The organism is Trichocoleus sp. FACHB-6, assembly GCF_014695815.1.
In the GTDB taxonomy this organism is placed as follows: Bacteria; Cyanobacteriota; Cyanobacteriia; order Cyanobacteriales; family FACHB-T130; genus Funiculus; species Funiculus sociatus.
Genome location: NZ_JACJOY010000072.1, coordinates 1 through 17,692 on the forward strand (window position 1 = coordinate 1; position 17,692 = coordinate 17,692).

A 17,692-nucleotide genomic window follows, 5' to 3' on the forward strand; every position below is an offset into this window, starting at 1 on the left:
TTATGAGTTATTGCCAGAAACATCGGAGACTTTTATTTATCTGGCAATGATCCGTATCATGGTCAGGCGGTTGGCATAATATTTAACCCCTCACCACTTTTCAAACATCCTCTAACCTTGGTAGCCCGAAAATCAGAACCGCGATATATTCCACTCAACTCAGAAACGCTATACAGCGGCTTGCAGTCGGATGAAGTACAGGCTATGTGGAGAGATCCTAGACTTTTTGGAGAAGTTGGGGATCTGTGTATCTCACTCACCCGAACAGCGCTGTATAGAGAAATGTCACTGACACAAGCAGAGGCAGAAATTTATTTCCAGTTTAGGCCAATTAAATCCCATTCCCTGTATTGAGCAATATTTTAAGGGTATTGGTTAATATCGTTCACTTAAAGCTAAAAATACAAACCTTACTGCAACTTCAGCCGCCTTTGTCCGTGTAGCTGCGCCTTTAATGTTAAAGCAGAAGTATTGCGATTACTCCCATTTGTTACTCAAAGATTACCAATTTTCTCCAAAATAGGTATTTTTTTGGCATTTGGTTGTGATATTCCCTACCAAAGAACATAACAATTAATTCAGCCAAATTGCTGATAAAACACCCTACAAAATCAGCAATTTGGCTGAATTTTAGTAAATTAGGCTATTGTTATCTTGAGGTGCAAGTTACGTTGAAATAATTCTTAATCTTGAACCCAAGCATCTAATTCTCTGGATAGGTGTTAATATTATATCCGTCTGTTTGGTTCTCGATCCCAGCGGCAGTTACTATTACAGGGTGTAGAAGATTTGCCACCAATTGCAATTATGGTGTATTAGTACCTAAGTATGTACTTACCGGAGGTTGATGTCCGTCATGCTACGCTAGAAGCTTCATTGGTGTTATAGCCTTGCGTAGGGATAAAGCGATCGCTTTCTACCTTGTCTTTGAATCTGCTGTCATCAAGACAGCCGAACCAAAACAAGGCACTTATTCTTATAAGCACTGAAAGTAGGAAATTTAGCTCAAAGCAGAAGCAATAACTTTAGTGTAAAATTTTAAACGGCTCAGAAAATCCTCTTGCGAAGCAAATAAATTTCAGATATATTGTCGTAGCAACCTGGTCATGTTAAACTTTCACTTCATCGGGGATCTATTGTTATAAATCATCAGGTAATCTACGCCTCAAATTCTTGAACAGTCCAGCAATGGGGTGTTTTATTTAGTTATTTTTGCTGATGAAATACCTGTTAAATCTGTTAGAGCGTATCTACCTACCTCTAACAGTCATATTGACTTGTTCGATTGCCTATCAGTCGTTACCTGTTGGCTCAGTTGAAATCTTAAATTCAGCTTCAGCTAATGGTGACAATCTGCCACCAGGCGGCGTGCAATCGAATCAAACAACGCTTACAGCAGGACAAGCTGTACTAGAGTTGATTAAAACAGGCGATCGCGCGGCAGCTGAACCGGGCGATACCGTTATTTACCGCCTCGCGCTGAAAAATACTGGTACAGCAGCCGCCAGCAACATCGTCATCACAGACAAACTGCCTGTCGGTTTGCAATATTTGCCTAAAGCTTTGCAAGGCTCTCTCTCTACTGGCACCTCAACTACTCCAGTAACATTACAGCCAGCTAGCACCTCTAACCGGACAATTACCTTTATTTATCCCAGATTGGCTCCCAATGAGACATTGAACATTGTCTATGCCGCCGTAGTGACACCAGACGCAGTGCGGGGTGACGGGAAAAATCAAGCTCAGGAAGCCAGGAGCAACATCGCCACGCATCAGCTACGCATTAGACCCGGAATTTTATCAGACTGCGGCACCCTAATTGGGCGGGTATTTGTCGATAAAAACTTTGACGGAGAACAGCAGCCAGGAGAGCCTGGAGTGCCAAATGCCGTAATTTTTATGGATGACGGCAACCGCATCACCACCGATCCGAATGGGCTGTTTTCTCTAGCCAATGTGCTATCCGGTTATCGTACAGGCACTCTGGACTTAACCAGTCTGCCGGGATACACGTTGGCTCCAAACAAACGCTTTATTGAGCGCAATAGTCAGTCTCGCTTGGTGCAGCTGCAACCAGGAGGACTGGTAAGAATGAATTTCGGAGTGACACCCGCGTATGGCGAGGGGCAGCCATGAATAAGGCAAAAGGCAATCATGCCAAAGCAAAAGAAAAAATCTTTTCTTCGTTTTCTTTGTTTTTAGTTTTTACAGTTTATTTTCTGCTTCCCCGATCTGTTAAGGCTCTGGAACTGCCTGTAGAATCTTCGGATAAAGCAAACGAAGATGGATTTGAAATTTCGGATGCAGAAATTGCTCCCATTACTGAGGAGACAGCTACTGAAGAAACGACAACAGAAAATTTAGAAGTCTTACCAGCAGAGAATTTACCCCAAACGTTGCCTCTCTACGGACTTCAGGAAGCGATTGGGGAGGAGCCGGATACAGCAGCGCTACCGCTTAACTTGCTTTTGCATGAAAACTCTCTTCCTCAACAAACGCAGGTTGCAACACCAGCGGCTTTACCCGTTTTGCAGGAAAGGTTTTTATCTTCCCCGCGTTTTGAGGGGAAACAAGGAAATCAAACAGAAGTTAAAAAGTTAGCCCAATCCGAATCGCCCAGCAACCCAATACCCCAGGAAACACAGGGTTCTACAAAGGAAACGCCAACTAACAGCGAACTGAGGGAATCTGTATCGCCAACTAATGCTCAACCTGAAGAATCCGGCAATGAAAGCACTTTATCACCCACAGAAGTACGGATTCTTGCCCCCAAGAGTAAAGAAATAGGAGCGCGTTCCACTAACCTTGTAGTTCAGTACAATTCCCAGTCTCAGATACAAGTCACCGTCAACAACAAGCCTCTCGATCCTAAAATTCGCTCTAGTGTTGAGCGAAACGAGGCACAGAATATTACTACTCAGGTTTGGTATAACATTGCTTTGGAGAAAGGCGAGAACGCGATCGCCATCCAAGCTGCACAAGGCACGCCAGTTACTCTCCAATTAAATGTTAAAGACACAACCGAGCGCATAGAAATCTCTCCAGTCGGAGATGCCCGCGTTCGCGCTGATGGTCGTTCCACAATTAAGCTGGAAGGCAGAATCACCGATGAAAACGGAGAATTAATCCGCCAAGATGCGGTAGTAACTTTAACTGCCAGTGCGGGTAAATTTATCGGTGCTGACGACGACAAAGACTTACCCGGATTTCAAGTCGTTGCCAAGGAAGGACAATTTGCCGCCGAACTGCAATCCGGTTTGGAAGCTCAAAAAGTCCGCATTCGTGCTGCCACAACTACCGCAGAGAAACGAGAGCAGATTGAGCGAATCAATCGGACGCAAGAAAATAGCTCCACACCAACAGCATTGCCGCCTTTGACTGAAAATCGAGCCATCAGTCCTGAAGTTGGTGGATTACCTAGACAAAGCGATCGCCCCATCAATCCTCAAGTAGGATTACCTACCCAAAGCGACTACTTACTACCCACTAAACAGGCTAACTACAGCAACGAATTAGAAACTTTTACCCAGGTAGAATTTATTACCAACCTACGCCCATCCATAGCTTCGGGCGTGATAAATTTACGGATTGGATCTAGAGGTACAAATTACTGGGGTTCTCGTCGCGATTTCCTCGACCCCGACACCATCGACGAAGGCATCGGCATTGATTTGAGCGCTGCTGTCTTCGCCACAGGCAAAGTAGGGGAATGGCTATTTACAGGAGCATATAATAGCGCCCGCAACCTCAACGAAACCTGCGATGGCATCACCCGCCTATTCCGAGGCCCCCAATTCTGCGAACAACAATATCCCGTCTACGGCGATAGCTCCACAGTCGATTATCTAACCCCCTCCACAGATAGCGTCTATCTGCGGATGGAACGTACTTCTCCAGTTCCGGGTTCCGAACCAGACTATGGGATGTGGGGCGACTACAACACCACAGAATTTTCCCGCGCCTCCCAACTATATAGCGCCACTAATCGTCAACTGCACGGGTTCAAGGGCAACTACAACCTGGGCAATTTACAAATTACTGCCCTGTATAGCCCGGATGTCGAAGGCTTCCAGCGAGACACCATTGCTCCCAGTGGCACCAGCGGCTATTACTTTCTCTCCCGCCGCCTGCTGATTCCTGGCAGCGAAAATGTTTTTGTAGAAACAGAGGAAATTAATCGCCCCGGAACCGTTACGTCGCGCAAACAACTATTTCGCGGTGCAGACTACGAAATTGACTACGACCGAGGGACACTGCTGTTCCGCCGTCCCGTCTTTGCTACAGAGTTTGACCCCTTTGGTGTCACTCAGGTGCGGCGAATTGTGGTGACTTACCAGCATGAAGCTACACCAGGCGACAGCACGAATATCTATGCTGGGCGGTTGCAATATAACTTCTCGCAAGAGTTTGGGCAACAAAGTTGGCTGGGGGCGAGTTATTGGCGACAAGACGAAGGGGCGCAAGATTTTGAACTGTATGGGGCAGATTTCCTAGTCCCCTTGGGGAAAGACGGGCAAATTGTTGGGGAATATGCCCACTCAAGGAACAACAATCCCTTTTTGGGAAATGTGACAGGGAATGCCTATCGATTGGAAGCATATGGCGCGATCGCTCGTAGTATCTTAGCCCGTGGTTATTACCGTTCGGTGGAAGAAGGCTTTGCCAACAACGCTACCACCAGCTTCACCCCCGGACAAACTAGATACGGCGCTAGCGTCGCGACCCAAGTTACTACCAGCACCCAAGTAAGTGCCAGCTACGACCACGAAATTAACTTTGGCATTGCTCCCGCCGAAAGGATCAACTTTTTCGACATCTTCGATCCCCAACCCCAACCCATACCGGGAGAACGAGTCGATAACTCCCTCACCACCATCCGCGCAGGGGTTTTGCAAAGACTTGGTGCTGCCGATCTCAGCCTAGAATACGTCAATCGCTCCCGCGACGATCGCCTTGGCGATACCTTCGACAGTGATGCCAGCCAAATCGTCTCCCGCGCCAACATTCCCCTGAGTCGCGCCCTCACCTTCCGTGCCCAAAACGAGCTAAACCTGGACGACAGCGACCCGCTTTATCCCAACCGCACTACTTTCGGACTCGACTACGAGGTAATGAAAGGCGTAAGCCTGCGACTTGCCCACCAATTTGTAAATACAAGAGTATTTGGGCGCGACTCGATCAGCAGCTTAGACACAATCGTAGAACAGAAAATAGGCGAAAACACCTCTATCACAGGTCGCTACTCGATTATTAGCGGCTTCAACAGCATCACTGGTCAGGGAGCCGTCGGTTTAAATCATACCTGGGCGATCGCCCCAGGTTTACGAGTCCTGCTTGGTTACGAGCATATCTTCAGTGACCAGTTTGGGCGCACTGCTGCTGGACAACGATTTGCCCAACCCTATGCCACAGGTCAAAGTGCCTCTGCTTTGGGGATTATCGGCGGCGATGCCTACAGTGTGGGGCTGGAATACACTGATAACCCCAACTTCCAAGCATCCGCCCGCGTCGAACATCGTACCGGATCTGGTGGTAACAATACTGTTATCGCTGCGGGTGCGGCTGGGAAACTTTCACCTTCTCTAACTGCTTTGTTCCGCTATCAACAAGCCAATGGCGCAAACCAATTATTACGGGCATTGGGAGACACGGTAGATATCAAGCTGGGCATGGCTTACCGCAACCCAGCCTCAGATAAATTTAACGCTTTACTCAGCTATGAATATCGCCGCAATCCTTCAACAATTCCGGAAACATTGCTGTTAGGAACTGGTACGGGATACACAGAGCACGTTTTTGCTGCTGAGGCGATATATGCTCCTTCCTGGCGGTGGGAATTTTACGGTAAAGGGGCGGTGCGCCAAAGCGAAACTTATTTATCCAACAACTTCAGCAATTCTTCCACCGTGTTTTTAACACAAATGCGGGTGACTTATCGATTGGGCTACCGCTGGGATGTAGCGGGAGAAGGACGCTGGATTGGTCAGCCGGATGTGAATTTCAACGAAACAGGTTTTGCGGTAGAAGCGGGTTATTATGTAACGCCTGATTTGCGAGCTTCGTTGGGATATAGCTTTGGTAGTGTGGACGATCGCGATTTTAGCGGCTATCGGTCGGATGGTGGGATTTATTTCGGTTTGACGCTGAAGGTAAACGAGCTATTTGGCGGCTTTGGGCGACAAAAAGTTGCACCACCCCAACAGCAAGAATCTTTGGTGCAACCTGTAGCAACAGAAAGTCAAAAGTAAAAAGAAACATGAAAAAGAAAATTATTTTTACCTTCTTTCTTTTGCCGAGTTACTTTTGCTTTTTGCCTTTAACTGTAACTGCTCAAACAGCAAATTTTAGGATTGTTGTTAATAGTAATCAGGATGGGGCAGTCAATCCTGATAGCGCTCTTACTTTGCGCGAAGCTATTGAGATTTCCAATGGGACTTTGCCCTTAGAGCGTCTGAGTAGCACTGAACAAACCCTGGTTTCACCTATTAATGGCAGTAATTCACTAATTGCCTTTGATTTGCCAGCCGCAGAAACTACTATCCGCTTAGTTGATGTTTTGCCACCCCTATCCTCTCCGGGATTGGTGATAGATGGTACAACCCAGCCGGGGTATGATGCCGAAAAATCCGCAACTGCGGAAATTGCAATTCCAATTCCTTCGGTTACAATAACTCCCGCAGCCGAGCGAGAGGTATTTCGCGGCTTAACAATTGTTGCTGATGGGGTGACAATTCGCGGTTTGAGTCTTTACGGTTTCACGTCTCGTCTTGAGGCTACTGCCACTTTACCACCAGCAGATATTTTCATTGATAGTCCTCAGTCTGTTGCAGTTGTTGGCGATCAAGGAAAACAGACACCGGAAAATGCTCCAAAAAATGTAGTAATTGAGAACAACTGGTTAGGGATTCCACTAGATCAAAAAGTGCCTCAAACTACTTCGGCATTTGGGGTATATGTGTTTAACAGCTTAGGGACGACAATCCGACGAAACCGAATTTCTTACCACGACGGTAGCGGGATAATTAGCGCTGTAAAAGCCAACAATTTGCAGGTAACAGAAAACATCATTGTTGGTAATGGAATTGCTGGGATGCCGGATGCTATCCGATTGGAAGGAGAGATTGAAAAAGCTCAAATTAGCTCAAATTTGATTTGCGGAAACGATGGTAGTGGTGTCTATTTGTTCAAGCCGGAAGGCTCAGCGCAGATTAATGATAACCAGATTACATATAATGGTCGCCGCTTTCGTCGGGCAGGAGTTTATCTGATGGGAGATGACCACCAGGTGAATAATAATCAAATTAGCAATCAAACTGGCCCTGGTGTGGTGGTGGCGGCTTATCCTAAGAGCGATCGCAACATCATCCTTGGTAATCGTTTTAATAACTTAGAGGGTCTAAGCATTGACTTAGTAGCACAGGAAAATGTGAACGTACAAGCCTACCAACGGGGAGACGGCCCCAACCCACTACGCAATTCCAAAAATCGTCGTCTTGATACAGGTAACTCTGCCATAAATGCCCCGCAATTTATCAGTTCCGAATTTTATACGCTGGGTACTACAACTAATATCTTAGGCACCGCCGATCCGGGTTCAGAGGTGTCAATTTATCGGGTTCAGAAAGAAACCGGGATATCCTATGGCCCTTTAAGCGAACCCTTGACTAGAGTTGTAGCGGATGAAGAGGGGAAATTTAGCGCCAGTGTAGAGATGCAACCAGGGGAATTAGTGAGCGCGATCGCTACCATCCCAAAATACGGTACCTCTGAAGCCGCCGCCAATGCTGAAATTGTGTCCCCGTCACCAGTCGGCGACCGGGTAAACCTCTCTTCCACCACCAACTTCACTAGCAGGAATATATTGCGAAGCAGACTGGGGACAATTCCTCAATGTACCACCGAGCCTATCCCGCCTGTAGTACAGCAACCGCCGGAAGAACCAGAACCAGAACCCACACCGCCAGAACCAATCAGAATTAGCGTACCAACCAACGTACACTTTGCCCTCGATAAAGCCACCCTGAGTCCAGAGAGTGCCAGAATTCTCAACCGAATTGCCCAAGTTTTACGAGAAAATCCCCAAATCGTCATTGAACTTCGAGGACACACCGATCCTAGAGCCAGCGATGCTTATAATCTGAACTTATCAAATCGACGCGCGATCGCTGTGAGAAATTACTTACTGCGTCAGGGAATTCCCCCAGAACGAATGATAATTCGGGCTTTGGGTGAAAGTCAGCCGCGAGTAGTTGGAAGAAGCCGTCTAGATCATGCCCGTAACCGTCGCGTCGAATTTATCTTCAGGGATACCAGAGGTATCGATCTGTTTGTCCAAGAAGAAGATTTGCAGTTGGAGTAGGAAAAAGGCTCTCATGCTCTCATGCAAAAGAAAAAAGTAATTCTTTATGAGAGCCTTTTATTTTTTGATGATATTGCCAGACCAAGTGTGAGGAAACTGTTAGTTTGATGTTGAAACTTTACCCGCATTCCCCAACAAATCAAACTCCCTTTAGCCGCTGGAGTCGCCTTTGCGGTAGCCTTGCCCTTGCCATCTGTGCCATTAGTACTGGTAGTGAAGTTGCATATGCTGAAGGCAGTCGGGAACTGACCAACAACACAGGCGCTCGCCCATTTTTAGAATATCGAAACGATCCTTTTCTGGGTACTCCTATCCCGCGTCGAACCAGAATTCGAGTTTACGCGAATCCAGGAGAAACAATCTATCTTGGTTCCAGTGCCGCCGGTATAGGAACAAGTGGCAGGATCGAATATAGACCGCCCAATAGGACTACTTTTACCTCTTGTGGTGCAGTCGGTCAGATTGTCAACCGAGCGCAAGAGCTTGCAGGTCCAGCCCCCCTCAATCCCGTAGGTTACACTCCCTGTATAATTACCCCAACTCAGACTACAGAAGCAGGAGCGGGAATTTGGGAAATTGACTTTATCAGCCCAAATCCTAATGCCATTGGCAATGCTGACAACCCAACCGCACGCAATGCTGACGAGCCTTGGACTCAGCCCAATGTTGGTGTGGTGACAGCTTGGGATGTCACAGTCGCCAACGGAAATACAGCTATCCCCGGTCGAGCCTATGCAAATTATCTGTCTCTCAACCTGGGAGATAATGGGCAAAGTCTCGATGCCCAAGGCTTTGTTCTCACCGATGAAGGTTATCTCTACCGAATCGACCTGAACCGTCTCGACCCTTTTGGATTTATCTTCTTTGCCAATAACAAAGGTTTCACAGCAAATCCAACCAGCGGTCCAATTTACCAATCTGTTCCGCTTGCAGGAAGTAACGTATATAACCCGGATCAGCCAGATTTCGGGACGGATGTCACCTATAAAATCTTCTTTAATCGGCCCAGTCCAAGCCTGCCGCTGGAAGCGCCCATAAGTCCAGCTAGTGGCGGTCGCACATGGCTACTAACACCAGCCGTGGCACCCCCTACTCCCACTGATTTTACATTTACAGGCACAGAGGGGACTAGCGGTCAAGCTGGTACTACTGACCCCTTGGGAGGTACTTTCAGCTTTAACACCCCTTCACAGGGCAGTTTCAGAATTGTTCTCGATCTCAATGGAGACAGTACATACGGCAACGCCAACGATCGCGTACTGGTTGGTGTGGCAGAGCCTGGGGTCAACACTGTACCTTGGGATGGCTTAGATGCCAATGGAGTGAATGTTTCTGCTAGAGATATCCCTTACGGAGCGCAAATTGTACTCAGTGCGGGTGAAATTCATTTTCCGTTTCTAGACCCAGAAAACAACCCGGAAGGTCTGATTATCGAACGACTCAATGAGCCAGCTGCGCCAACACTACCGGCTCCCAATCCTTTTGAGGTCTACTATAACGACGCTCCTTTAACTAATAATCAACAAGTTGCTGGAGCGCCCACTCCTGTAAACGCTTTGGGAGGGGTTTCCAGTATTAATGGCGCTCATGGGTTTACTAACCTCTTTGGTAATGACAGAGGTATTGATACGTGGACATACTACCCCTCTACAGTCACTGATCTTACAACAGGCATCAGGATATCAGCAGCCGATTTGCAAATTCAAAAAAGCCTTACAACTAACCCAGTCGTTGCAGGGAGTCCCATTACCTACAACATCACCGTCACCAACAACGGCCCTTCTAACGTAACCGGAGCAACAGTGACAGACACTGTTCCCGCTCAAATCACCGGAGTAACTTGGACTTGCGCCATTACTACGGGTACTGGTAGTTGCGGACAAGCTAGCGGTACGGGGAATGCTATCAACACTACGGTAAATCTCAATAGCGGGGCTGTTGCCACTTTCACAGTACAAGGTGCCATCTCTCCCATTACCCTATCTGGAGAATTGACCAACACGGCAACGGTTACGCGACCTAATGATGTCACCGACCCCAATCCTGACAACAACACGTCAACCAATACTACAACTATTCAACCCAACCCAGTCACGCCCACTGGCATCAAATCAGTTCGTCTATCCAACGACGCAGATGCTAGCGGTTCCGTCACCACTGGGGATACTGTTGAATACACCATCACCTACTTTAATGGAGCTCCTACTCCAGTCACCAATTTGCTAGTGACTGACCGCATCGACACCAGTAAGTTGCGTTTCGTTCCAGGGAGTTACAGCTTTACCGCCTCTGGTGCTGGAACAACGGTGACAGGAAATCCTAATTTCAACGGCACAACTGACCAGAACCTGACTAACCCAACATCTTTGGGAAATTTAGGGGGAAATGGCTCCCAGGTGGTTATCAAGTTCCAAGCGGTGATCACAGCGCCAGCTGGTACACAGATTCTCAACCAAGCTACTGCTACATCTACAGGTGGAACCGTTGATTTATCTGTCAGCGATGCGACGCAAAATGAAGGCGATTTGCCTCAAGTCATAGATGACGGTAATAACCAGGGGAACCTTCCTAATCCTGCGGATGATGAACCAACTGTAGTCAACGTAGGTGGAAATGCTGGAAACCCGCGTCTGCGTTTGGTGAAGCGAATTACATCAATTAGTCGGGGTGGTGTGCCGCTTAGGGGGGTTAACTTTGCAAGCTTTGTGGATGACCCAACTGATGACAATGATAACGCTGCTGGCTGGTCGCAACTGTCGCCAGTAGGAGTTTCCCAGTTAGCTTCTGAGACATCTTTGCAAAGCGGCGATGAGGTGGAATATACCATTTATTACCTTTCTGATGGTACTGCTCCAGCTAACAATGTCAGACTATGCGATCCGGTTCCGGCTGCGACAACGTTTATCCCTGACAGTTTTGGAGTCGGTGCCGGAATTTCTGTGAATCAATCCGGAACTGTTGCTCCCCGAACTAATGTTTTAGATGCAGACGAAGGGACATTTTTCTCGCCCTTAACTCCTTTGCCTGCGGGTAATGCTTGCCCTAGCCAAACTAATTCTGATGGGGCGGCAATTGTTAATCTGGGCAATGTTTCTAATCAAAGTGGTAGCAATTTTGGTTTTGTACGCTTCCGCGTCAAAGTTAATTGATACGGACAATAGGTTGTTTTTTGCAAACTTTACAGTTTCTTCACATGGTTCGCTAAAAATTATTACAAAATCCTAGATTTAGCGATCGCATCCATGCTTTACTTTATGACGATCCAAGCAATTTATTTTGGCTTGAATTGGCTTTTTGATTGTCAGAGCGATCGCTTTTGAATATGGGATGATTCTGGAAATTTAATTTAGTAGCGATCTCTATTGTTTCTAGGCGCACAAAATGGTATTTTTTAGAAAAATATAAATAACTTTTTGAAAAAATAAAAGCCCTCATCGCGGAGTTTTTGCCGTAAAAGAGATTTTTATACCTCTTTATGGTGTCGGTTTTGTCTGTAAAAATATCCGAATATCAAAAATTTAACAATTAGAACTATTGCTAAATAAAAGTTATTTTTAAAAGAATTCGCAGCTTTGTTTTAAACTAATTTATCCAAAATTATTGATACCGAAGAAATCCGACTTAGGCACATTATGCACCCAACTATAAAAAAAACATGGCAGCAAACAAAACTTTGAATCACTGTAGAAGTTGGCTAGGTTGCAGCCTTTCCCTTTCCGTGTGTGCCTATACATTATGGGTGCAACCTGCTCATGCTGAAGGTACCAAACAAATAGTAGCGGGAGGGGGAGCCAGACCCCTAACAGAATGGAGACCTCAGGCTTTTATATCTGGTGTTCCTCGTCGAACTTTACTGCAAGTTTATGCCAACGCTGGAGAAGTTATTAACTTGGGTTCAAGTGCCGTTGGTGTGGGAGCCGGAAATGCTGTTGTATTTGCGCCTGGAGTCACCGTTACCCCGACAACAACCCCCCTATTAGATTGTCAAGCCTCCCAGCCTACTACAGGCAGAATTACCAGCCGCGCCCAAGAACTTGCTGGACCTCTTCCGGCCGCAGGCGGATATACTCCTTGCGTTTTTACAGTTACTACCCCTGGAATTTATCAGGTAGCATTCTATGGTCCGGCTGGAGGGAATCCGGCTCCCGACGTTCAGGGAACCCCTACAGCCAGGATTGCAGATAATCCTGGCAATTTTAATGCTAATCAAGCCAGTGGTGTTGCTATTTGGGATATTACAGTACGCGCCAATGCCGCCTCTACACTTGATATAAATGGTCGTGTATTTAGTAACTATTTGGCACTTCTTACAGGAGGTAATGGAGCAACTCGTAAAGTAAATTCAAACCTGTTCGTTCAGACAAGGGACGGCTACCAATACAACGTCAATACTAATAATCTCGATCCAAACGGATTTATATTTTTCTCTAATAACCGAGGCTTTACTTCCGGTGGACAGGCACTTTATCGCTCTATAAATATTGGGGGACCGCCTACTTTTCCCTTGCCTCCTGGGGTAACATTCCAGCAACCTGACGATCCAGACACGCCGCAGGATTTTACTAATAAACTATTCTTTAACAGTCCCAATCCGGCAGCAATATCAGGACTAAGTTCAGTGCTGGGCTATGCAACCAGCCCACAACTTCCTGCTGCTGGTACTGATTTCACTTTTACAGGAGCAGAAAATAATACTCCGAATCAAGCTGGTACTTCACCGCTAGGTGGAAACTTTAGGTTCAATAACCCTAATTCCTCCGCAGGAAGCTATACCATCACCATTGATGTTAATAACGATGGTGATTACCTCGACCAAATTGACAGAGTAATTGTAGGTACCGCCGTACCAGGATCTAATACAGCATTTTGGGACGGAAGGGATGGGCTGGGAAATCCTGTACCTGCGGCTACCTTTACTTACAACGCCCAACTATCTATCAATGCTGGGGAAGCGCACTTCCCATTGCTAGATGCAGAAGGTTCCGGAGGATTAATTATCACGCGAACTCAGCCAGGAAGCAGCCCTAATCCCTCTACTGTCTACTACGACGATACCGATGGAAATAATAATCCTCTAGGTACTACTGGTGGGCGACCGAATCCAATCAAGCTATTAGTGGGTGGGAACAGTGCTACTGGTAATGTGCATCAATTTGGCAACAATAGTGGTACAGGCTTTGGTGACCAAAAAGGTATTGATACTTGGACATACTTCCCCTCTGTCGCAACAGGTCTTATGGGCGGTATCAACATCAAAGCAGCTGACTTGCAGATTACCAAAACAGACAATCAAACTACTGTAGCAGCGGGTGCGCCGATTACCTACACGATAGAAGTTTTTAACGATGGGCCTAGCGACGTGACTGGTGTGGGGGTACAAGACACGGTTCCGGCACAAATTACTGGAGTAAGCTGGACTTGCGAAATTGCAACTGGTACGGGGGCTTGTGGTGCTGCTAATGGTACGGGAAATGCCATTGATACTACTGTAAATTTGAATAGCAAAGCTAGGGCGCGTTACACAGTAACAGGCACAGTGTCTCCCACAGCTACAGGGACATTAAGCAACACAGCAACGGTGGTACGACCCAAGGATGTAACCGATCCTGTTAACCAAGACGGTCAGGGTGGAAACACGAACATCAATGAAACCGCCACCGATACAACCACTATTGCTGCTGCTGCTGCTGTTGCTGGGACAAAATCTGTAGCACTAGCAGCAGATTTAGATGGAACAGGTTCGCTTACTCCGGGCGATCGCGTTCGTTATACAATTACCTACACCAATACAGGCTCAGGGGCTGCTACTAATTTCCAAATAGTCGATCCTCTCCCTGCTGGTTTAACCATATTTGGGACACCCACCGTCACCCCAACGGGAGTTGGTACCAATGCCGCCGTAAATCCAGCTTACAACGGTGCTGGGACAAATACTCTACTCGATATTGGGGCAGTGCTGGCAACAAATGGCACCATCACCGTAACTGTAGAGGCTACTGTTGGTAGTGGTGTTACTGGCAACATATTCAATCAAGCTACTGCCACCTCAGATGCCCCTGGATTCCCGCCTAGTGGAGTGCCTACCGATGCCAGCACGCCACCAGGTAACATCGACCAGACTCCATACCCCAATAATGGTGCTACCGATCCCACGGGTATTACAGTTGGTGCCGTCCCCGTACCCCTGGCAAACAAATCCGTCCGCTTTGTCACCGACAACGACGGCACCCAAACACTTACTATCGGCGATGACCTGCAATATACCATCACTGTTAGAAATACTACATCAAGTCCTATCAATAACTTAGTCATCAGCGATGCGATTCCGGTTCAGTTGCGGGTGCTGCGAAATACCATCAATGTTTCTGGAGGTTTTACAGTCGCCTCCAGCCTGCCTAACGATGATTTCGATGGCACCGGGAATCCAGTTGCCTTAACCAATCCCGGAACCCTGGCAGCGGGTGCTACCGTGACTCTTACCTTCAACGCCCGCCTCAAACCAGGATCTGCTAGTCCTATTACTAACCAAGGCAGAGTAAACTACGCAGGCGATGGTGGCAATCCTGTACTTACAGATGCCAGTGACAGCAATAATCCGACGGCACCCGGTACTAACAACGATCCGGGCGATCCTGGTGTTGGCACAGGCAACAATGTCAGTCAGCCCAACAGCAGTCCTAGCGACCCCACGATCATCAATTTTGTCAGCCCGTTTGAACCTAATGGAACTAAATCTGTACGTATATTCACGGACGCCGACAACAATGGTGTTTTGACCACAAACGATGTGGTGGAATACACCGTTATCTATACGAACTCCGATCCAAGCAACGTTATTACTGACTTTCTAGCAACTGACTCTCTCCCCAGTGGGTTAGCCTTTGTTCCGGGCAGTTATAGCTTTACTTTCTCTGGAACTGGAACAACGGTGACGGGGAACCCCAATTACAACGGCACAACCGACACGAACCTCACCAACGCTGACCCCACAGGGGCGTTAGGTTCAGGAGGCGGACAGGTGGTCATCAAGTTCCGTGCTACGGTGACGGCGGCGGCGAATACGACGATTGCCAACCAAGCTAGTGCAACATCAGTGGGAGGATTGAGTCCTTCGATTACAGATGCGGTAGCAGGGTCTAGGGATTTGCCGCAGGGATTGGATGATGGAACTAATCAAGGAAACCAGGGCAATACTGGGGATGACGATCCGACATTGTTGACGGTGGTGGCAACGCCTGTGGTTTCAGGGACAAAAGCTGTCGCTATAGCTACCGATGCAGATGGTACGGGTTCGGTGACGACCGGCGATCGCGTCCGCTATACGATTACTTACACCAATACGGGTGCCGGGGCTGCCAATAGTTTCCAAATCAACGATGTCTTACCTGCTGGATTGACTCTCGCGGCAACGCCTACTGTAACCCCTTCTGGAAGCGGTACAGTGGCAGCAGTAAACCCAAGTTATAACGGAACGAACGCACCTACTTTACTCGCGGCTGGGGCTGTCCTAGCGCCCAATGGCACGATTACCGTCACCGTAGATGCCACCGTTAATAGTGGAGTTACCGGAAATTTATTTAACCAAGCGATCGCGTCTTCTCCCGCACCCGGATTCCCACCCGCGGGAGTACCCACCGATGCAGTTACGCCGCCAGGTAGCATTAATCAATCCCCCTACGGCGATACAGGGCCAAGCGATCGCACCGGATTAACCATCGGCTTACTTTCCGTCCCCACCCTCAACAAATCCGTCCGCTTTGTCAGCGACAACGACAATACCACCTCACTCACCATCGGCGATGACATTCAATACACCATCATCGTCAGAAATCCCACATCGAGTCCCATCAATAACTTAGTGATCAGCGACGTAATTCCCGTTCAGTTGCTGGTGCTAAGAAATACCATAACTGTAGAGGGTCTTGCCCTTGCTGCAAGTCTGCCAGCTAGCGACTTCAACGGCACAGGCAACCCTGTGACATTAACCCAACTAGGAACCCTACCCCCTGGTGCCACCGTAACCCTAAGATTTAACGCCCGTCTCAGGCTAGGAGCAGCTAATCCGATTACTAACCAAGCACGCGCTAACTACGCTGGAGATAACGGCACACCCCTACTTTCTGATGCTAGTAACTCCACAAACCCCACAGCACCGGGTTCCGGAGATAATCCAGGCAATCCCGGTAATATTGGCTCTGGCGGTAACGTCAACCAACCCAATCAAGGTAGTGCTGACCCCACCATTATTAACTTTGTTAACCCTGTTTCCCCCAGTGGTTCCAAATCCGTGCGTCTGTTCGCCGACACCGATGGCAGTGGCACTATAACCACTGGCGATGTCATACAATACACCATCACTTACATCAACACTAACCCCACAGATGCCGTTAGCAACTTCTTAGCGATTGACCGCATCAACCCCAGCCAGTTGAGGTTTGTTCCCGGCAGTTATAGCTTTACGACAACTGGGACAACAGTAACCGGAAACCCCAGCTACAACGGCACAACCGACACCAACCTGACCAATCCCACCACTAGAGGTCAACTGAATGCAGGTGGCGGCAGGATAGCGATCGCATTCCGTGCCACTATAACGGCGGGGGCTGATGTCCAAATTAGCAACCAAGCCAGTGCAACATCCACAGGCGGAACCGTCAATAACTCTTTGACAGATGCTGTAGCCGGAGCAAACGATGTGCCACAGCTATTAGATGATGGAGTTAATCTTGGCAACTTAGCCGATCCTGGAGATGATGAACCTACTGTGCTGGTCGTCGCTTCCCCACCATCACCGCGTCTGCGTTTGATCAAGCGAATTACAAATGCCACCAGAGGCGGTGTACCACTGGGTGGTATCAATTTCGGTCAATTTGTGGATGATCCGGCTGATTCCAATGACAATGCTCCCGGCTTTTCTCAAGTGTCGCCCATCGGAGTGAGTAAGTTGGGAGAAGAAACCCCTTTGACAAGCGGCGATGAGGTAGACTACACCATCTATTTCCTCTCTGATGGTACTGGCTCAGTTAACAATGTTAGATTCTGCGACCTGATTCCACCTGGGACAACGTTTATCCCTAATAGTTTTGGAGTTGGTGCCGGAATTTCGCTAAATCGAGCCGGGACAACGGGTTCGGTGACTAACTCGACGGATACAGATGCAGGGACATTTTTCTCACCGCTAGCGCCTTTACCTCCGGGTAATGCTTGTCCTAGTCAAAATAATCCTGACGGTGCAGTTATTTTGAATTTGGGTAATGTTTCTAACACCTCTGGCAATAACTTTGGTTTTATCCGCTTCCGGGTCAAGATTAATTAATTTGTCAGAAATTTCGT

The 17,692-nt window shown here is 47.7% G+C and carries 5 protein-coding genes; all 5 read left to right on the forward strand.

Annotated elements, in window-relative coordinates; translation table 11 throughout:
• Window positions 1–1,218 precede the first annotated feature (1,218 nt).
• The 5 genes from H6F66_RS13235 (at window position 1,219) to H6F66_RS13255 (ending at window position 17,675) form a co-directional block, all read left to right on the forward strand.
• Window positions 1,219–2,136 (forward strand): DUF11 domain-containing protein, encoded by a 918-nt coding sequence (locus H6F66_RS13235; protein ID WP_190421945.1) that lies wholly within the window; start codon window positions 1,219–1,221, stop codon window positions 2,134–2,136.
• Complete coding sequence (locus H6F66_RS13240) at window positions 2,133–6,248, forward strand: hypothetical protein (RefSeq protein ID WP_190421947.1); 4,116 nt, start codon at window positions 2,133–2,135, stop codon at window positions 6,246–6,248. Before H6F66_RS13235 ends, H6F66_RS13240 begins: the two co-directional genes overlap by 4 nt.
• Before the next feature lie 8 nt (window positions 6,249–6,256).
• The gene (locus tag H6F66_RS13245) at window positions 6,257–8,359 is read left to right on the forward strand and encodes an OmpA family protein (RefSeq protein ID WP_190421949.1); all 2,103 of its coding nucleotides are present in this window, start codon (window positions 6,257–6,259) and stop codon (window positions 8,357–8,359) included.
• Window positions 8,360–8,466: 107 nt separating this feature from the next.
• Window positions 8,467–11,508 (forward strand): DUF11 domain-containing protein, encoded by a 3,042-nt coding sequence (locus H6F66_RS13250; protein ID WP_190421951.1) that lies wholly within the window; start codon window positions 8,467–8,469, stop codon window positions 11,506–11,508.
• Between the two features lie 506 nt (window positions 11,509–12,014).
• Window positions 12,015–17,675, forward strand: a complete 5,661-nt coding sequence (locus H6F66_RS13255; RefSeq protein ID WP_190421953.1) for an isopeptide-forming domain-containing fimbrial protein — start codon at window positions 12,015–12,017, stop codon at window positions 17,673–17,675.
• Window positions 17,676–17,692 lie beyond the last annotated feature (17 nt).